We start from the raw sequence: 19,153 nt of genomic DNA on the forward strand, positions 1-19,153 counted from the left end.
TGAGGTCGGCCAGCGAGTCGATGCCCTTCACGTACGACGGCACCGTCAGCTCCAGCGACGTCGGCCCGTACCACGAGCCCAGGTCGTCGAGCTGGGAGCTGTACTTGTCCCAGTAGGCCTTGTGCGTGGTCGGCAGCCAGGCGTCGGTCTGGAAGTCGATGTCGCCGCGGGCCACGCCCGAGTAGAGCGGGCCGGGGTCGAGCTGGCTGGCCTTCGGCTCGTAGCCGCGCTGCTCCAGCAGCTCCTTCCACAGGTAGGTGGTGGCGGTGCCCTCGTCCCAGGGGATGTAGCCGATGTTGATCTGCTTGCCCTGGCCGACGTTCGTGGACCCGGAGGCGGCCTGCTGAGTGCCGTCGGAGCCGGCCAGGTTCATGCCGCCCGCGACGAGCGCGAGGACCACGACGCCGATGACGGCGACGGCGCCGCCCGGCTTGTAGTGCGCGACCTTGAGGCGTCCCGTGAGGGCGGCGGCCGCCTTGGCGGCGGCCCGGCGGCCGAGCGGGGAGACCCGCTGGCCCAGCGCTCCGGTCATGCGGTCCAGGTACATCGCCAGGATGACCACAGCCACGCCGCTCTCGGCGGCCAGGCCGACCTTGAGCTGGGTGATCGCGGAGTAGACCTGTTCACCGAGGCCGCCGGCACCGGCCATGCCGCCGATGACGACCATCGACAGGGCCAGCATGATGACCTGGTTGACACCGGCCATGATCGTCGGCAGCGCGAGCGGCAGCTGGACCCGGACCAGCGTGTCGCGGGGCGTGGTGCCGAACGCGTCGGCCGCCTCGATCAGCTCGCCGTCCACCTGCCGGATGCCCAGCTCGGTCATCCGCACGCCCGGCGGCATGGCGAAGATGATCGTCGCCAGCAGGCCGGGGGTGGTGCCGACCCCGAAGAACATGACGCCGGGGATGAGGTAGATGAACGCCGGCATCGTCTGCATCACGTCGAGCACCGGCCGCAGCTGAGCGCTGACCCGGTTGCTGCGCGCGGCCCAGATGCCCAGGGGCACCGCGAGTACGACCGTGATGACGGCGGCGACGAGGACGAGCGACAGCGTGTCCATCGCGTCGTCCCACAGCCCGAGGGAGTCGATCAGGGCGAGGCCGACGAAGGCCATGGCGCCGGGCAGCAGGCCGCGCAGCCAGCACGCGATCACGGCGAGGATGCCGGCCATCAGCAGCGGCTCCCCGCCGCCGAGCACCGCGTCGACGCCGTCGTACATGCCGCCGAGCACGGACTGGACGATGTCGAACACCCAGGTCAGATGGGACTGCAGCCAGTCGACCAGGTCTTCGATCCAGTCGCCGAAATGAAGCCTAGGCATGGGCGATCACCGCCTCGCCGCCCTGCCGCGGACTGTCGCAGGGCGCGGGATCGCCGTCCTGGTCGCCGAGGAAGCCCACGAGCCGCTGCTTCGGTACGACGCCGACGAGGGTGCGCTCGGCGTCCAGCACGGCCACCGGGTGCGTGAGCCGGGCGCTGATCGCGCACAGCTCGGTGAACGGCGTGTCGGGCGTCGCGGTCTCGCAGCCGCAGTCGGCCTCGTCGCCGCGCAGCCCGGTGTCCATGACGGCGCTCGCGGTCAGCACGCGGGAGCGGTCGACGTCCTTGATGAAGGAGGCGACGTAGTCGTTCGCGGGCCGGACCAGGATGTCCTCGGCCGAGCCGATCTGCACGATGCGGCCGTCGCGCATCACGGCGATGCGGTCGCCCAGGCGCATGGCCTCGTTCAGGTCGTGGGTGATGAAGACGATGGTCTTCTTCAGGGACTGCTGGAGCTGCAGGAGCTGGTCCTGCATGTCGCGGCGGATCAGCGGGTCCAGAGCGCTGAACGACTCGTCCATCAGCAGCAGGTCGGCGTCCGTGGCGAGCGCGCGGGCCAGGCCGACGCGCTGCTGCATGCCGCCGGACAGCTCGTCCGGCCAGGACTTCTCCCAGCCCGCCAGGCCGCACAGGCCGAGCGCCTCGGCGGCGCGCTTCTCGCGCTCGGCGCGGGGCACGCCCTGGACGGCGAGGCCGTAGGCGGCGTTCTCCAGGACGCTGCGGTGCGGGAACAGCGCGAAGTGCTGGAAGACCATGCTGATCTTCTTCGAGCGGACCGCGCGCAGCTCGCGGTCGCTGAGCGCGGTCAGGTCCTGTCCGTCGAAGCGGACTTCTCCCGCGGTCGGTTCCAGCAGCCCGTTGAGCATGCGCAGCAGGGTGGACTTGCCGGAGCCGGACAGGCCCATGACGACGAAGGTCTGGCCCGGTTCCACCGTGAACGAGGCGTCGATAACGGCGGCCGTGGTGCCCTCGGCGCGAAGTTCCTCCCGGTCGGCTCCCTCCCGGAGCCGCTGAACTGCCTCGTCCGGTCGTCTGCCGAACACCTTGTAGAGGCGTTCGGCCTCAAGTCTGGCTGACACGCGTACCTTCTCGTTCTCGGCGGCAATGGAAACGGAGCGACGGGCCGCGACGGTTCGGCTGCTGCGACGGTGAAAGAACCGACGGAACAGTCGAAATCGCAACCGGCATCGCTCCGAGCCCGCGCTTGCCCCCGTTCTCGCAGGGCAAACGCACAAGTGGGCTGCTTCACAGCGCATGCGCACACTGCAACACGTTGCGCAGTAAGGGCGGATGCCGTAGCGCGGGGTGAGGGGGCAGGGGCGTGCCGCAACCGGTTACGCGGCATTCCGCCCCTGCCCGGCCCGCCAGGGACGGGGCGAAACGGCTGCCGTTCCGCCCGGCCGACGTGATCCGCCACCTCCTGCGCCCGGACCGCGTCCGCCGCTGGGCCCCCGTCGCCCCGGCCCTGTTCCACCTGGCCCTGGTGCACACCCACGGCCGCAGCGCCGTGGAACGCGCCGAGACCCACGCCGTCCGCCGCCTGGGCCACGGGTGACCAGCGTGCGGCGAAAGCGGGCCATCTCGGCCCCGTGTGCATCCGTCGTGCACTGGTCGGATGGCTGCTGAGCAGCGCACACTGGATTAACAGCCCCGAAGAAGCTGATCACGATGAAGATCCGCACGCTCGCCCACCACCTCGGCCTGCCCGTCCGGCGCGACCCGCAGGAGACAGCAAAGATCATCGAAGGGCTGCGCCCCACGCTGGACGAGCTTCCTGACGACAAGCGGGAGCGCCTGGCCGCCGAGGAGGTTCCGCCCGGCACCCGGCACCTTGTGCCGACGCCGTCGCTGAAGGCGCGTCAGTGGTGGTGGCCGTGCCGGCCGAGGGTCTCCACGGGGGTCGCGCCGGCGGTGGCGGCGGTGTGGCTGTCGGTCCGCACCTTCCGGTCCTGCCAGCGGCCGGTGTGAGGGAGCTCCGGCGCGGGAAGCAACCGGCCCTGCCGCCGTCGGTGCAGGGCCGGGAACGTCAGGAGGCCGCCTTCGCGGTCTCCTCTGCCTCGATGCGCGCGTTCCACTCCCGCTTGGAGGCCTGCCACCCGTCCTCGTCGTGGCCCTGCCGCCAGTAGCCGGAGATCGACAGGTCCTCGCGCGGGATCTGCCGCTCGACGCGCAGCAGACGCCGCAGCTCCTTCACGAAGTGCGCCTCGCCGTGCACGAACGCGTGCACCCGGCCCTCGGGGAAGGCGAGTCCGCGCACGGCCTCGACCAGCGCCTCGCCGAGCGGGCGGTCCCCGCGGTGCAGCCAGACGACCGCCACGTCGGAGTCGATCTTCTGCTCCTCCTCGGGCCCGGCGATCTCCACGAACGCGTGCACCCGGGCGCCGCGCGGCAGGGCCTCCAGGGAGCGGGCGATCGCGGGCAGCGCGCTCTCGTCACCGACGAGCAGATGCCAGTCGGCGGTCGGGTCGGGCGCGTAGGCGCCGCCGGGGCCCATGAACCGGACGGTCTCGCCCGGCTCCACGCTCACCGCCCACGGGCCGGCCAGGCCCTCGTCGCCGTGGATCACGAAGTCCAGCGTCAGCTCGCGGTGGACGGGGTCCCAGTGGCGCACGGTGTACGTCCGGGTCACCGGCCACTGCTCGCGCGGGAGTTCCTCGCGGATCCGCTCCAGGTCGAAGGGCTCCGGATACGTCACGCCTTCGGGGGGGAACAGCAGCTTGACGTAGTGGTCGGTGCAGGTGTCCGGCGCGAACCCGGCGAGGCCGTCGCCGCCGAGCACCACGCGCTGCATATGTGGGGTCAGCCGCTCGGTGCGGACGATCTGCGCGGAATAGGGCCTGCGCGGCCTGCGGGCCGGACGTTCTGCCATGACGGCCTCCCTGCCAACTAGCTTAGGTTTACCTAAGTTAGCACTTTCCCCTCGGCAGCACCTCCCCCAGTTGACACCTCGGCCGTGAAAGACCGATGAGGATGCAACGGTCGTACGGGATCGACGGGTAAGGCTTTGCCCCTGCGCACGCGGCGTCCCGGAGCCGTCTGAGCCGTCACACCGCGAGCGTCGTCAGCAGCCGCTGCAGTGAACCCCCGAGTCCCCAGCGGGCGGCGAGTGATTCCAGCGCCGCCGGGTCGCGCGGTGCGCGCGGCAGCGTCGTGTCGACGTCCGGCAGCGGGACGTCGGCGGCGACCCGGACGACCTTCGGGGCGACCGCGACGTACGGCCGGGCCTCGCCGAGCCGCTTGCGCTGGGCCGGGGTGAGTTTCGCCGCCGGGTCGTCGACCGCCGCCATGATCCCGGCCAGGTCGCCGAACTGGGCGAGCAGCTTGGCGGCCGTCTTCTCGCCGATGCCCGGCACTCCCGGCAGGCCGTCGCTCGGGTCGCCGCGCAGCAGCGCCAGATCCGCGTACCCGCTGCCGTCCACGCCGTACTTCTCGCGCAGCCACGTCTCGTCGGTCAGCTGGAGCGTGCCCACACCCTTGAGCGGGTACAGCACCCGCACCCCGCGCGCGTCGTCGACCAGCTGGTACAGGTCGCGGTCGCCCGTGACGATGTCGACCGGGCCGTTCGCCCGGGTGGTGAACGTGCCGATCACGTCGTCCGCCTCGTACCCTGCGACGCCCACGCGCGCGATGCCCAGCGCGTCCAGGACGGCCTCGATGACCGGCACCTGCGGCGACAGCGTGTCCGGCACCTCCTCCTCGTCCGGGCCCGCCTCGTGCTCCTCGGCGACGCGGTGCGCCTTGTAGGAGGGGAGCAGCTCGACTCGCCACTGCGGGCGCCAGTCGGCGTCCATGCACGCCACGAGCTGGTCGGGCCGGTGGTCCCGGACCAGGCGGTCGATGAAGTCGAGCAGGCCGCGCACCGCGTTCACCGGCGTGCCGTCCGGGGCCCTGATCGAGTCCGGGACGCCGAAGTAGGCGCGGAAGTACAACGAGGCGGTGTCGAGGAGCATCAGTCGTCCGGTCACGTCCCGCATCATGCCGTACGGCACTGACAGTCACCGTTCCTGAGACTGAGCGGCGCCACCGCAATCATCACTGCGAGTCCTGTTGCCAGGTCGCATGCTCAGCCGCGTGCTGCCACGGGCATGCCGGAAATGAGCGCGCGGAACCGCCTGCGGCGCCCGTGGTTCAACGCGCCCAGGCGTTATGAATCCGCAGCAGTTCCCGAACCCTCACCCGCCCCCGGCCGCCCCCACCAGTGCCCGCATCACCCGCAGGTCCGCGCCCATCTCCGGATGCCACTGCACGCCCAGCACCCACCCGGCGGACGGCGGCAGTTCGACGGCCTCCACCGTGCCGTCCCCGGCGTACGCCGACGCGAGCAGGCCCGCGCCGAGGCGGTCCACGGCCTGGTGGTGGAAGGTCGGCACGGAGGTCTCCTCGGGGACGGCACCGGCGTACAGCGTGCCCGGCACCGGCTTGACCGGATGGTGGCCGAACACGCCCGGCGCCTCGGCATGCCCGTCGATGTGCTGCACGAGCGTGCCGCCCAGGGCGACGTTCAGCAGCTGCATCCCCCGGCAGATGCCCAGCAGCGGAACGTGTGCCGCCAGGGCCGCATCGATCAGGGCCAGCTCCCACGCGTCCCGCTCCCGCGCGGGCGGCCCCGTACGGGGACCGCGCTCCGCGCCGTAGCGGACCGGCTCGACGTCGGGGCCGCCCGCGATCACCAGGCCGTCGAGCCGGGCCACGGTCGCCGCCGCGTGCTCCGGCGCGTCCGGCGGGAGCATCGCGGCCAGCCCGCCCGCCCGCTGCACCAGCCGCGGATACCCGGCGGGCAGCAGCGCCGCCTCCAGCTCCCAGACGCCCCAGCGGGCCCCGGACTCCAGATACGTACTGACGCCGATCAGCGGCCTGGCCACTCCTGCTCCTCCAACTAGTGCAAGCTCGATTGCAGCGCGTCGATTTCAGTCCCGTGACAACTCTGCCTCCGCCGCGGCCAGCGCCGCGAACTCCTCCTCCGGCGCCTTCGCCACCAGGTGCCCCCGGCTGTACATGCCGAAGTACGCGATCGCCACCACGTACACCAGCAGCGCGATGACCGCGGCCGTCACATCCACCAGGAACGTGGCCACCAGCGCCGCACAGGCCAGCACCAGCGCGACCGAGGAGGTCAGCATGCCACCCGGCGTACGGTACGGCCGCGGCAGCTCCGGCTCGCGGCGGCGCAGCACGATGTGCGACAGCGACATCAGGGCGTACGAGATCGTGGCGCCGAACACGGCCACGTTCAGCATGCGCGCACCGTCACCCGTGCCGGCGGCCAGCGCGAAGCCGATCGCCCCGGGCACCAGCAGACCCAGGTAGGGCGCCTTGCGGCTGCTGGTCAGGGACAGGAACTTCGGCAGGTAGCCCGCGCGGGACAGCGCGAACAGCTGGCGCGAACCGGCGTAGATGAGCGAGAAGAACGACGCCACCAGGCCCGCGAGACCGGCGTAGTTGACGATCCGGCTGAGCGTGGTCGCCTTGCCGTCCGGCTGGAGCGCCTCCACCAGCGGGTTGCCCGCCTCCTGCACGGCCGCCGAGCCGCGCGCCCCGGCCGCCGCGACGAACGTGACCACCGCCAGCACCACGAGGATGCCCATCGACCAGCGGATCGCCCGCGGCAGGGTCCGGGCCGGCTCCTTGGTCTCCTCGGCGGCCAGCGGCACGCCCTCGACGCCCAGGAAGAACCACATGCCGAACGGGAACGCCGCCCAGATGCCGAGCAGCCCGAACGGCAGCCAGGAGCTCGCGCCCACGGCCGACGAGTCCACCGGGATGTCGTCCAGCGAGGAGGCGTCGAAGGAGCCCAGCGCGCCCACCGCGAACACGATCAGCGCCGCCACCGCGATGCCGGTGACGACGAAGCTGAAGCGCAGCGCCTCGCCCACGCCCCACAGGTGGACACCGATGAAGATCACGAAGCAGGCCAGGTAGACCGGCCAGCCTGACTCCAGCCCGAACAGCCCCAGCGACTCGACGTAGTCGCCGATGAAGATGGAGATCGCGGCGGGCGCGAGGACGTACTCGATGAGGATCGCGGTGCCGGTCAGGAAACCGCCCCACGGGCCGAGCGCCCGGCGGGCGAAGCCGTAGCCGCCGCCGGCCGTGGGCAGGATCGAGGACAGCTCGGCGAGCGCGAAGACCATGCAGGTGTACATGGCGCCCATCAGCACCATGGCGATCGCCAGACCGCCGAAGCCGCCCTCGGCCAGGCCGAAGTTCCAGCCCGAGTAGTCGCCGGAGACTACGTAGGCGACGCCGAGGCCGGTCAGCAGCAGCCAGCCGGCGCTGCCCCGACGCAGCGTCCTGCGCTCCAGATAGTCGTCCGCCTCGCCGGCGGCCTGTGTGTTGTCGGATTCCAGGGTCATGGGACGGTTCCCCCAGGGGGCTGCGACATGGCGGCGGAGTCGACCGGCCACCGGCTCAATGGAATGGATGCATACCTTTGTGGGAGTGACGGCAGGAAAGCAAGACCCGTGCGTTAAGCCGCCGTAAACCCCGCCCCTGGGAGGGTGCCCTACCCGAGGAATCCCCGCAGCAGGGCCGCCGTTCCTCCACAGTGCTCGCGCATCATCTCCCGCGCCCCGTCCGCGTCCCCGTCGAGCACCGCGTCGACCAGCGCGGTGTGCTGGCGCTGCGAGTGCTCCAGGTTGCGCACCAGCAGCGGGATGCAGTCGAGCAGGTCGTTCACCGTCGCCCGGACCGCCGCGTACTGCGCGGTCAGCGTGGGCGACCCGCACAGCTCGGCGAGCGTGAGGTGGAACAGCGTGTCCCGGCGCCGGTAGTCGGACAGCGGCGCGTCCCGGGTCCCGGCCAGCGCCTCCCGCAGCCGCTCCGCCTGTTCGTCCGCGAGGCCGTGGCCGGCGCACAGCCCCGCCGCGCCCACCTCCAGCACCTCCCGGAAACGCAGCACGTCCTCGATGTCGATCTCGGTGCTCCGCCGCCGCAGCTCGTCCTCGCCACCCGCGTCCGTGCGCGGCAGCACGAACGTCCCGCCGTACCGCCCGCGCCGCGACTCCACCAGCCCCTGGTCCTGGAGCACCTTCAGCACCTCGCGCAGCGTCACCCGGCTGATCCCGAGCCGCTCGGCCAGCTCCCGCTCGGCCGGCAGCCGCTCGCCCCCCGGCACCAGACCCAGCCGTACCACCTGCAGGATCTGCTCCAGCGCCTCCTCGAAGCCGTTGCCCGCGCGCACCGGCCGCAGCACCGGCGTGAGCCGGTCCGGCACCCCGCCGCCGAGTTCCTCCGGCATCTGGCCGTGCCCCCTTCCCAAGCAATGGTTCTCGGCAATACCTTATGGCTCCGGCTGACCCGCGCTCCATCCGGCCGACCTAGAGCAGCCCCAAGGAGGCCTTCCCGTGGCAGACCGCACACCCCCGCTCAGCGTCGAGGAACTGCACGCCCTCGTCGCGGGCGGCGAGATCGACACCGTCGTCCTGGCCTTCCCGGACATGCAGGGACGGCTCCAGGGCAAGCGGTTCGCCGCGCGCTTCTTCCTCGACGAGGTGCTCGCCCACGGCACGGAGGGCTGCAACTACCTCCTCGCCGTGGACGCCGAGATGAACACCGTCGACGGCTACGCGATGTCCTCCTGGGACCGCGGCTACGGCGACTTCGCCATGCACCCCGACCTGACCACGCTGCGCCGCGTCCCGTGGAACGAGGGCACGGCCATGCTCGTCGCCGACCTCGCCTGGAACGACAGCTCGCCGGTCGTCGCCGCCCCCCGCCAGATCCTGCGCCGCCAGCTGGAGCGCCTGGCCGAGTACGGCTACACCGCCCAGGTCGGCACGGAGCTGGAGTTCATCGTCTTCAAGGACACCTACGAGCAGGCCTGGGACGCGGGCTACACCGGGCTCACCCCGGCCAACCAGTACAACATCGACTACTCCGTGCTCGGCACCGGCCGCATCGAGCCCCTGCTGCGCCGCATCCGCAACGAGATGACCGGCGCCGGCCTGACCGTCGAGTCCGCCAAGGGCGAGTGCAACCCCGGCCAGCACGAGATCGTCTTCCGCTACGACGAGGCTCTGGTCACCTGCGACCAGCACGCCATCTACAAGACCGGCGCCAAGGAGATCGCCGCCCAGCAGGGCATGTCGCTGACGTTCATGGCCAAGTACAACGAGCGCGAGGGCAACTCCTGCCACATCCACCTCTCGCTCGCCGACAAGGACGGCGCGAACGCCATGGCGGGCGACGGACCCGGCGGCATGTCGGAGGTCATGCGGCACTTCCTCGCCGGACAGCTGGCCGCGCTGCGGGACTTCTCGCTGCTGTACGCACCCAACATCAACTCCTACAAGCGGTTCCAGCCGGGCTCCTTCGCCCCGACCGCCGTCGCCTGGGGCTACGACAACCGCACCTGCGCCCTCCGGGTGGTCGGCCACGGCCGCTCGCTGCGCTTCGAGAACCGGCTGCCCGGCGGCGACGTCAACCCGCACCTCGCCGTGGCGGGGCTGGTCGCGGCGGGCCTGTACGGCATCGAGCAGAAGCTGGAGCTGCCCGAGCCCTGCCCCGGCAACGCCTACAGCGCCGACTTCGAGCACGTCCCCACCACGCTGCGCGAGGCCGCCGAGCTGTGGGAGAACAGCCCGATCGCCAAGGCCGCCTTCGGCGACGAGGTGGTTGCGCACTACCGCAACATGGCGCGCGTCGAGCTGGACGCCTTCGACGCCGCGGTGACCGACTGGGAGCTGCGCCGCTCCTTCGAACGCATGTGAGGCCCTTCTTGTCCCACCAGTCCCATGAGCTTCAGGTACTGAACCCCGCGACCGAGGAGGTCCTCGCCACCGTCCCGGCCGCCTCGGCGGCCGACGTCGACGCGGCCGTCGCACGGGCGACCAGGGCACAGGCCCAGTGGGCTGCGCTCGCGCCCGGCGACCGCGCCCGGCTGCTGCGCCGGTTCGCCGGCGCGGTGGACGCGCATCTCGAGGAACTGGCGCAGCTGGAGGTCCGCGAGGCCGGGCACACCGTCGGCAACGCCCGCTGGGAGGCGGGCAACGTCCGTGACCTGCTCGACTACGCGGCCGGGGGAGTGGAGCGGCTGACCGGGCGCCAGATCCCGGTGGCCGGCGGCCTCGACGTCACGATCCTCGAACCGCTGGGCGTGGTCGGCGTCATCGCGCCCTGGAACTTCCCGATGCCGATCGCGGCCTGGGGTACGGCCCCCGCGCTCGCGGCCGGCAACGCCGTGCTGCTGAAGCCCGCCGAGACGACCCCGCTGACCGCCCTGCGGCTGGCCGAACTCGCCCTGGGGGCGGGCCTTCCGGAGGGCCTGTTCCAGGTGCTGCCCGGCCACGGGCCCGTCGCGGGCACCGCACTGGTCGAGCACCCAGGCATCGTGAAGATCGTCTTCACCGGGTCGACGGGTGTGGGCAAACAGGTGCTGGCGAAGGGCTCGGCGCTGCTCAAACGCGTCACCCTCGAACTCGGCGGCAAGAGCCCCAACATCGTCTTCGCCGACGCCGACCTCGAAGCGGCGGCAGCGGCGGCCCCGATGTCCTTCCTCGACAACTCCGGCCAGGACTGCTGCGCCCGCACCCGCATCCTCGTCCAGCGCAGCGCCTACGACCGGTTCCTCGACCTCCTCGCCCCCGCGATCGAGTCCGTTCTCGTCGGCGACCCGGCCGACGAGGCCACACAGATGGGCCCGCTGATCTCCGGGGCCCAGCTGGAGCGCGTCCGTTCGTACGTCACGGACGACCTGAAGGGCATTCGCGGCAAGGTGCCCGAGGGCCCCGGTTTCTGGTTCCCGCCCACCGTCCTCACCGACGTCGCCCCGCACGCGCGCGTGGCCGTCGAGGAGGTCTTCGGTCCCGTTGCCGTGGTGCTGCCCTTCGATGACGAGGCCGACGCCGTACGGCTCGCCAACGCCACTGACTACGGCCTGTCCGGCTCCATCTGGACGCGGGACGTCGGTCGCGCCCTGCGCGTCTCGCAGGCCGTCCGTGCGGGCAACCTGTCGGTCAACTCCCACGCCAGCGTCCGCTACTGGACCCCCTTCGGCGGCTTCAAACAGTCCGGCATCGGCCGCGAGCTCGGCCCGGACGCGCTGACCGCCTTCACCGAAACAAAGAACGTCTTCATCAGCACGGAGGGCCCCGCACAGTGACCCAGGACATCATCTGCCGCCGACTCGTCGGCCGTACCGCCGTCCTCACCGGGGCCGGCAGCGGCATCGGGCTCGCCACCGCCCGCCGCCTGGCCTCCGAGGGCGCCCATGTCGTGTGCGGCGATGTCGACGAGGCCCGCGGCAAGGCCGCCGCCGAGGAGATCGGCGGGACCTTCGTCAAGGTGGACGTCACCGACCCCGAGCGGGTCGAGGCCCTGTTCAAGGCTGCGTACGACACCTACGGCAGTGTGGACATCGCCTTCAACAACGCCGGCATCTCCCCGCCCGACGACGACTCCATCCTGGAGACCGGCCTGGAGGCCTGGAAGCGTGTCCAGGAGGTCAACCTCACCTCCGTCTACCTGTGCTGCAAGGCCGCCATCCCCTACATGCGGCGACAGGGCAAGGGCTCCATCATCAACACGGCGTCGTTCGTGGCCCGCATGGGCGCGGCCACCTCGCAGATCTCGTACACCGCGTCCAAGGGCGGCGTCCTCGCCATGTCCCGCGAGCTGGGCGTGCAGTTCGCCCGCGACGGCATCCGCGTCAACGCGCTGTGCCCCGGCCCGGTCAACACCCCGCTGCTGCAGGAGCTGTTCGCGAAGGACCCCGAGCGCGCCGCCCGCCGGCTGGTGCACATCCCGCTGGGCCGGTTCGCCGAGGCCGAGGAGATCGCCGCCGCCGTCGCGTTCCTGGCCAGCGACGACTCGTCCTTCGTCAACGCCACCGACTTCCTGGTCGACGGCGGGATTTCGGGGGCATATGTCACGCCGCTGTAGGTATCGCCTTAGGGGTCCTTGCACTATGCCCGCCCGGGTCGCGCGGCCTGGCACCGCACCTCGCCGCGTTGCCGAAAAGCCCTGGTAGCTCCTCCCCCACTCTCGGCTTTGCTCGAGCGGGGGCACCCCCATCGAGGGCTCTCCGGCGCCTTGCGATGCACGGCACCAGACCACGCGACCTAATCGGGCGCTCATAGTGCAAGGACCCCTTACAGTGCCGGGATGAGCATGACGCCTCCGCCCGGCTGGTACCGCGATCCGTCGGCCCCGCACGTCGAACGCTGGTGGGACGGCACGGCCTGGACCGAGCACCGGCGCGCGCCGGAGGCCGCGGTACCGCCGGTGCCGCGGTCGCCGGTACCGGCGGCACCGCCCGTCCCCTCGGTGCCGCCGTCCCCGGGCGGCGGCACCGCGCGTGCGAAGGCCGTGGCCATCACCGCCGCCGGTGCCGTCCTCGTCGCGGCGATCGTCACCGGCGCGGTGGTGCTCGGGGACGAAGGGACCGAGGCGAGCCGCCCGTGGCCCCGGTGACTCCGGCGCCCCGGCCGGCGGTGACGAGCCTGCACCCTCGGCGTCCACGCCCTCCGCGTCCGCGTCCGAGCCGTCCGCCGATGACCCCGCCGTCGTCGAGGACCAGCTCAACGGCGTCCCCTTCCCGCTGCTCGACGGCTGGGTCAGGCCCTGGTACGTCGCCGAGGACGACGTGATGATGACCACCGACGGCACCTACGACTGCCCCGGCGACGGCGGCGTGTGCCGGCGCGGCACGGTCATCTTGCGCACGGTGACCGAGAACGACGAGACGTCCCCCGAGGCCCTCGCCAAGCAGGACATCTCCGAGGCGGCCGACGACGCCTACGACCGCGACCTGGTCGGCGACAAGCCCTTCGGTGGCATCGAGTCCCACAAACTCGTCAAGTCCGGGCCGGTCGCGGTCGCGGGCCGCGCCGGATACCACGTCCGCTGGCGCGTCCGACCGCCAAGGGCCCCGGCGGGCACGTGCAGTCGCTGGTCTTCCCGTCCAGCGTCGGCACCGAGTCACCGGCCCTGGTCCGCTACATCTTCGACGCGGGTGAGGAGAGGCCGCCGCTGGCCGACATGGACCGCATCACCAAGGGCATCCGACCGGCCGGCGACGCGGGCACCGGCGGGGGTGTGGGCAGCAGCATCCGCCCGACCCAGTGACTCGGCCCGCGGCGCGTCACAGGAAGGTGTGACCCTCGCCGCGGTACGTCGGTACTGTCGCCGTCACCGTCTCGCCCTCGACCAGGTGCAGCGCCTCGAACCGCTCGCACAGCTCACCGGCCTTCGCGTGCCGGAACCACACCTTGTCGCCGATCAGCAGATCGTCGGCGGGCGAACCCAGCAGCGGCGTCTGCACCTCGCCGGCGCCCTCCTGCGGGTCGTAGCGCAGCCCCTCCGGCAGATACGGCACCGGAAGCCGGTCGCGCCCGGCCGCACCGGAGGCCGGATAACCCCCGCCGAGTACGGTCACCACCCCCACCCCAGGCCGCCGGACGACGGGCTGCGCGAAGAGCGCCGCCGGACGCCCGCTGAACGACGTGTAGTTGTCGAACAGCCGCGGCACGTACAGCCCGGACCCGGCCGCGATCTCGGTGACCGCGCCCTCCGCGGCCGTGTGCTGCACGCTGCCGGTGCCGCCGCCGTTGACGAACTCCAGGTCGGGCACGGCGGCCCGCACCGCGCGCACCACCTCGCCGCGCCGCTCGGCCAGCTCCCGCTTGGCGGCGGCCTGCATCAACCGGATGGCACGGGACCGCAGCGGCCGGCCCGCCAGGGCGTCTCCGACGCCGGCGATGTGACCCTCGTACGCCATGATCCCCACGACCTTGAAGCCGCGCCGCCGGGCCACCGCGCGGGCCAGGCCGGCGACCTGGGAGGGGGAGTGCAGCGGGGAACGCCGGGCGCCGACCCGCATCCGGCCCCCGAGCAGCTTCAGGGAGGTGTCCAACTCCAGGCAGACCCGCACCACTTCGCGCCCGCCCTCGCGGGAGGCGTCGATGAGCTCGAGCTGCGCCAGGTCGTCGACCATCACGGTGACGGCGGCGGCCAGCTTGGGATCGCCGGCCAGCTCGCCGTACCCGGCACGGTCGGCGGACGGATAGGCGAGCAGCACGTCCTCGAAGCCGGAACGGGCCAGCCACAGGGACTCGGCGAGAGTGAAGGACATGATCCCCGCGAAGCCCTCCCGCGCCAGGACGCGTTCGAGCAGGGCACGGCAGCGCACGGACTTGCTGGCCACGCGGATGGGCTTGCCGTGCGCCCGGCGGACCAGATCGTCCGCGTTGGCGTCGAAGGCGTCCAGGTCCACGATCGCGAGAGGGGCGTCGAGATGAGCGGTGGCCCGGTCGTAACGGGCCCGGTCGGCGGCGCGCGCAGTCATGAGCGCAGCCTGCCAGACAGGATTACCGCAGGGTAGGGGGACGATCCGGGCAGATGCCACGGTGACGCGGACTGGTTCCCGTTGGGGTGGCGGCACGCCGTAGAGTGACGCGCACGCGCGGCGGTACGACTCCGGCCCACGACCCGTGCCGGGATGGCGGACCGTCCGTGCGGGTATGCGTGCCCGGGGCGGACCAGCCCGCACCGGGCCCGGCCAGGAGAACACCGGCCCGCGTACGACGAAACGGCCCGGTCACGAGGAAACGGGGGGTGCCTTGAGCACAGAAGCGCACCGCGCCACCGCACCCTCGTCCACACCCCCGCAGCCACCCGTCCCCCCGAGGCCGCCCAAACCGCCTACCGCACCTGTGGTGCCCCCACGTCCGGCGCACCCGCCGACACCGACCGACACCGACCCGACCGAACCAGCCCCCCGTACACCCGAGGAATCCGACGAGCCCGGGAGGACGCCGCCGACGTCAGCGGCACGCGCGGCTGCCGAGGGGGCCGGACGGTCGGATGGGTTTGCGGGCCGTTCGCCGGAGAACGGTGGTTCGGAGCCGGGTCCGTCGGTGCGGCGCCATGAGGCGGTTGCCTCCGGCGGAGCGGCGGAGGAGGCATCCGACAGCCGCCCGGGGTCGCCTGATGGAGTTCCGTCCCAGCGCGCTCCCTTCGGCGTGCGTGAGTCGGGTTCCGGTGCGGTCGGGGACGGCTCGGGCGTCGGTCCGGCGTCTCGGCGCGCAGGCGCGACCGAGGGGGGCCACCCCACGCCCGGGCGCTCTGTTCCGGCCGGTTCCTCCGAGTCCGGCTCTTCCGGTGCCGTCGGTTCCTCCGAGTCCCGTCAGTCCCGTCCTTCCGACGCCGCTGGTTTCTCGGCGTTCCCCGGTGCCCGGCGCCGCTTCCCGAGCTTCGGGCCCACCGAGCCAGACAGTGCCGGGCCCGGGACGCCGCCCCCGCCGCGAGCCTCCGCTCGTTTCCCGGACGCGCCGCCGACCGTCGGGCGGGAGAGCGGCCGGGACTTCGGCCGCGACATCCGGCGCGGGCCGGTCGGTACGCCCGCCTCCGGCACCGTACCGCCGCGGCCCGGCCAGCCCTCTGCGCCCCGACGCCCGGGCGCACCCAGCGAAACCTCGACCGAGACGACCGCCCGCCTGCGCCCGATCCCCGCGGATCCGCCACCGGAGTCGGCCGTCGACCGCCAGGACCCCGCACCGCCCGGAGGGGACAGCCGTCCCGGTGCCGGGTCGCCGTTCTCGCGCCCCGCGCCCGCCCGCGCTGCCGACGGCCAGGACCTCGCGTCGCCCGGCGAAGGCAGCCGTTCCGGTGCGGGGTTGTCGTTCTCGCGCCCCGCGTCTGCCCCGGCAGTCGGTCGGGAGGAGTCCGTGGCGCCCGGGGAGGGCAGCCGTCCCGGTGCCGGGTCGTCGTACGCGCGACCCTCGTCCGCCGGGGTCGGCCGCGACTCCGGCTCCGGAGACTCGTCCGCGGCGTCGCGCGGCGAGGGCGGTGTGTGTGCGGGCGCGGTTGTTGACGGGGCGGCCTGGGCCCCTGCCGGTGCGCACTCCGCGTCTGTCTCGCCGGATCCCGCTCTCTCCTGGAGCGCCCCCGTGGCACCGGGCGGTGTCGGCGGCGCGCGGCCTCTCGTGTCGTTCGGGGAGCCCGAGGGGTACGACCACGATGCGCGACCGCGGCCGTTGGGGCGGCGGGGGCGGTCGCAGGCTGCTGCCGCGGCGGCCTGTCTGGTGCTCGGGCTCGGGCTCATCGGCGGTGCCGTCACCGGGAGTTGGCTCGTCGGGGACTCCGGGACCGCCGAGGCGAGCAGTACCTTCACCACCGCCGGGGGACTCTGGCACAGCCTTCCCGTGGACCAGCTGTTCCCGCCCACCGTCGAGGGACGGGGTGCCGGACCCGGCGGCGCCGACCGCACCTGGACCCGCATCGCCGTCGCCCCGGACAGCGGCTGCGCGGACGCCTTCGACCCCCTGCTGCGCAAGGCCCTCACCTCCGTCGGCTGCGAACGCCTGCTGCGCGCCACCTACACCGACGCCACCGAGAGCTACGTCACCACCGTCGGCCTGCTCTTCACCAAGGCCGACGCCGCCGCCATGGCCTCCCTCGCCCGCCGCTTCGACCGGGACCGCCTGGCCCGCCGTACCGACCTGATGCCCCTGCCGTACGCCGCGAAGGACACCGTCGCCGCCCACTTCGGCGCGAAACAGCGGGCCTCCTGGACCCTCTCCGTCCTCACCGACGCCCCCGTCGTCGTCTACTCCGTCTCCGGCTGGGCCGACGGCCGCACCGTCGACGACCCCCAGCCCGCCGAGGAGGCCATGGAGTCCGGCGCCACCACCGCCCCCGCCCAGGCAGGCCTCGGCCAGGAGGCGCAGGGCCTCGCCGACCGCGTCGAACGCGACCTGCGCAAGAACGTTCGCTCAGGCACGGAGCAGCCGGCATGACCGCCGCCCCGACCACCCGCCGCGCCGGCGTCCTCGCCCTCCTCCTCGGCGCCGTCCTCGCCCTCCTCCCGCCCGCCCCCGCGCACGCCGACGGCATACGCGCCTCGCAGTGGGCCCTGGACGCCATGCACACCCGCGAGGCCTGGCAGACGACGAAGGGCGCCGGTGTCACCGTCGCCGTCCTGGACACCGGCGTCGACGCCGACCACCCCGACCTCGTCGGCAACGTCCTCACCGGCAAGGACCTGGTCGGCTTCGGCGCCGAGCAGGGCGACCGCGCCTGGGCCCGCCACGGCACCGCCATGGCCGGGATCATCGCCGGCCACGGACACGGCCCCGGCGGCGCCGACGGCGTCATGGGCATCGCCCCCGAGGCGAAGATCCTTCCCGTCCGGGTGATCCTGGAGGACGGCGACCCGTCCCGCGCCAAGGCCCGCCGCGAACGCGGCAACGCCCTCGCCGACGGCATCCGCTGGGCCGCCGACCACGGCGCCGACGTCATCAACCTCTCCCTCGGCGACGACTCCGCCTCCGCCCACCCCGAACCCGCCGAGGACGAGGCCATCCAGTACGCCCTGAAGAAGGGCGTGTCCGTCGTCGCCTCGGCCGGCAACGGCGGCGAGAAGGGCGACCACATCTCCTACCCGGCCGCCTACCCGGGCGTCATCGCCGCGACCGCCGTCGACAAGTTCGGCACCCGCGCCGCCTTCTCCACCCGCCGCTGGTACGCCACCGTCAGCGCCCCCGGCGTCGACGTCGTCATCGCCGACCCCGACCGCCGGTACTACGAGGGCTGGGGCACCAGCGCCGCCGCCGCCTTCGTCTCCGGCGCCGTCGCCCTGGTCAAGGCGGCCCACCCGGGCCTGCACCCGGCCCAGATCAAAGATCTCCTGGAGGACACCGCGCGCAACGCCCCCGCCGACGGCCGCGACGACTCCCGCGGCTTCGGCTTCATCGACCCCGCCGCCGCCATCAAGGCCGCCGCCCGCCTCAAGCCGGAGGCCCTGCACTCGGCCGCCTACGGCGACAAGTACTTCGGCCCCGGCCCCGACACCGCCACCTCCGAGAACAACACCACCGACTGGGCGGCCCCCCTGGCAGGCAGCGCCGGCGGAGTCCTCCTGGTAGCAGCGGTAGTCCTCTGGAGAGGTCGCAGACCAACCCTCTGAGCAGACCAACGCCAAGCCCAGCAGCAGCCCCCGACAGTGCCCGGTAGGGTCGGTGACCGTGGCGAACAAGGACATCCCCGACCCCGGCTTCTCCGACGACGACGGCTCCGCCGACCCCCGGCTGAGCGCCGCGCTCACCGCCTGGGCCGAGGACCGCACCGCCCTCGGCCCGGTCCTGGAGGCGCTCAAGGGCGCGCGGCTGCTGGTCCCCGTCGTGGCGGTGCTCGGCGAGGCCGAGGAGGACGATCAGGAGGGGCGCGAAGCTCCTTGGAAGGGCGGTGGCGGGAGACGGGGGGGCGGGCTGCGCCGCGAGAAGACCAGCGACATGGCGGTCCCGACGCTGAAGGCGGGCAACCGCACCGCTCTCCCGGCCTTCACCTCCACCGACTCCCTGGCCCGGTGGGACCCGGCGGCCCGCCCCGTCGCCGTACCCCTGCACCGGGCCCTGCAGGCCGCCGCGCACGAGAAGGCCGACACCGTCGTCCTGGACATGGCCGGCCCGGTCCCGTTCGAGCTGACGGGCGCCGCGCTGCGCGCGCTCGCGGAGGGCCGTACGACCACCGACCCGCTCGCCGACCCGGCTGTCATCGAGGCCGTACGCACAGTCGTCGCCGCCGAGCCCGCCGTGTTGTGGGCCCACCTCGGTCCGGGACAGGCCGACGGCACCCTCGCTCTCGTGCTCGACCCCACCGCACCCCCGGCCGACGCCGCCCGCGCGGTCGTCGAGCGCCTCGCCGCCGACGAGACACTGAGGGCCCGCCTGGTGCGCGGCCTCGACCTGGCACTGCTGCCGGCCGGGACCACCCCACCGGGCGAGCCCTTGTTCGTACGCCGCTGACCTAGCTAGTCCCGTACTTCGCGGGTCGTTGATTCGTATGGTGTGACCGGCCCGGGGGTGTCTCGGGCCGGGGGTGTGGCGTTGGGCCG

The 19,153-nt window shown here is 72.9% G+C and carries 16 protein-coding genes and 1 pseudogene; 9 read left to right on the forward strand and 8 right to left on the reverse strand.

Annotated elements, in window-relative coordinates; translation table 11 throughout:
- The coding region (locus H8R17_RS40580; RefSeq protein ID WP_187828207.1) for an ABC transporter permease subunit at positions 1–1,324 on the reverse strand (1,324 nt) is incomplete at its 3' end.
- Positions 1,317–2,402, reverse strand: a complete 1,086-nt coding sequence (locus H8R17_RS40585; protein WP_187828208.1) for a glycine betaine/L-proline ABC transporter ATP-binding protein — start codon at positions 2,400–2,402, stop codon at positions 1,317–1,319. The genes H8R17_RS40580 and H8R17_RS40585, both read right to left, overlap by 8 nt.
- A gap of 242 nt (positions 2,403–2,644) precedes the next feature.
- Between H8R17_RS40585 and H8R17_RS40590 the strand changes: the two genes are divergently transcribed.
- A complete protein-coding gene (locus H8R17_RS40590) occupies positions 2,645–2,878 on the forward strand; it encodes a hypothetical protein (protein ID WP_187828209.1) in 234 nt (77 codons plus the stop codon).
- Positions 2,879–2,991: 113 nt separating this feature from the next.
- Positions 2,992–3,291 (forward strand): hypothetical protein, encoded by a 300-nt coding sequence (locus H8R17_RS40595; protein WP_187828222.1) that lies wholly within the window; start codon positions 2,992–2,994, stop codon positions 3,289–3,291.
- A 58-nt stretch (positions 3,292–3,349) separates the two neighbouring features.
- On the opposite strand, the gene H8R17_RS40600 is transcribed toward H8R17_RS40595, so the two are convergent.
- The 5 genes from H8R17_RS40600 to H8R17_RS40620 form a co-directional block, all read right to left on the reverse strand.
- On the reverse strand, positions 3,350–4,192 hold the full coding sequence (locus tag H8R17_RS40600; protein ID WP_187828210.1) for a siderophore-interacting protein: 843 nt from the start codon (positions 4,190–4,192) through the stop codon (positions 3,350–3,352).
- 175 nt (positions 4,193–4,367) lie between these two features.
- Entirely contained in the window at positions 4,368–5,297 is a 930-nt protein-coding gene (locus tag H8R17_RS40605) for a 5'-3' exonuclease (protein WP_262505895.1), read from the reverse strand.
- A gap of 198 nt (positions 5,298–5,495) precedes the next feature.
- A complete protein-coding gene (locus H8R17_RS40610; protein WP_316959690.1) occupies positions 5,496–6,185 on the reverse strand; it encodes a gamma-glutamyl-gamma-aminobutyrate hydrolase family protein in 690 nt (229 codons plus the stop codon).
- 45 nt (positions 6,186–6,230) lie between these two features.
- A complete protein-coding gene (gene eat, locus H8R17_RS40615; RefSeq protein WP_187828212.1) occupies positions 6,231–7,676 on the reverse strand; it encodes an ethanolamine permease in 1,446 nt (481 codons plus the stop codon).
- A gap of 149 nt (positions 7,677–7,825) precedes the next feature.
- Positions 7,826–8,560 carry a FadR/GntR family transcriptional regulator gene (locus tag H8R17_RS40620; RefSeq protein ID WP_187828213.1) on the reverse strand — a complete coding sequence of 245 codons (735 nt, stop codon included), beginning with the start codon at positions 8,558–8,560 and terminating at the stop codon, positions 7,826–7,828.
- 106 nt (positions 8,561–8,666) lie between these two features.
- On the opposite strand from H8R17_RS40620, the gene H8R17_RS40625 reads away from it, so the two are divergent.
- The 4 genes and pseudogenes from H8R17_RS40625 (at position 8,667) to H8R17_RS40640 (ending at position 13,386) form a co-directional block, all read left to right on the forward strand.
- Positions 8,667–10,031: a glutamine synthetase family protein gene (locus tag H8R17_RS40625; protein WP_187828214.1), complete on the forward strand. Its 1,365-nt coding sequence runs from the start codon at positions 8,667–8,669 to the stop codon at positions 10,029–10,031.
- Positions 10,032–10,039: 8 nt separating this feature from the next.
- Complete coding sequence (locus tag H8R17_RS40630) at positions 10,040–11,422, forward strand: aldehyde dehydrogenase (RefSeq protein ID WP_187828215.1); 1,383 nt, start codon at positions 10,040–10,042, stop codon at positions 11,420–11,422.
- Complete coding sequence (locus H8R17_RS40635) at positions 11,419–12,201, forward strand: 3-oxoacyl-ACP reductase (RefSeq protein ID WP_187828216.1); 783 nt, start codon at positions 11,419–11,421, stop codon at positions 12,199–12,201. The genes H8R17_RS40630 and H8R17_RS40635 overlap by 4 nt, the downstream gene beginning before the upstream one ends.
- A 222-nt stretch (positions 12,202–12,423) precedes the next feature.
- Positions 12,424–13,386, forward strand: a pseudogene (locus H8R17_RS40640) (DUF2510 domain-containing protein).
- Between the two features lie 16 nt (positions 13,387–13,402).
- Here H8R17_RS40640 and H8R17_RS40645 read toward each other — a convergent pair.
- Positions 13,403–14,605, reverse strand: a complete 1,203-nt coding sequence (locus H8R17_RS40645; RefSeq protein WP_187828217.1) for an amino acid deaminase/aldolase — start codon at positions 14,603–14,605, stop codon at positions 13,403–13,405.
- A 1,639-nt stretch (positions 14,606–16,244) separates the two neighbouring features.
- Here H8R17_RS40645 and H8R17_RS40650 point away from each other — a divergent pair.
- Genes H8R17_RS40650 through H8R17_RS40660 form a run of 3 tightly spaced genes read left to right on the forward strand, consistent with a single transcriptional unit; the run spans position 16,245 to position 19,064 of the window.
- Positions 16,245–17,057, forward strand: a complete 813-nt coding sequence (locus H8R17_RS40650; RefSeq protein WP_187828220.1) for a hypothetical protein — start codon at positions 16,245–16,247, stop codon at positions 17,055–17,057.
- On the forward strand, positions 17,054–18,226 hold the full coding sequence (gene mycP, locus H8R17_RS40655; protein WP_187828218.1) for a type VII secretion-associated serine protease mycosin: 1,173 nt from the start codon (positions 17,054–17,056) through the stop codon (positions 18,224–18,226). Before H8R17_RS40650 ends, mycP begins: the two co-directional genes overlap by 4 nt.
- 58 nt (positions 18,227–18,284) lie before the next feature.
- Entirely contained in the window at positions 18,285–19,064 is a 780-nt protein-coding gene (locus H8R17_RS40660; protein WP_187828221.1) for an SseB family protein, read from the forward strand.
- Positions 19,065–19,153 lie beyond the last annotated feature (89 nt).

The organism is Streptomyces sp. TRM68367 (assembly GCF_014495685.1).
Taxonomy (GTDB): Bacteria; Actinomycetota; Actinomycetes; order Streptomycetales; family Streptomycetaceae; genus Streptomyces.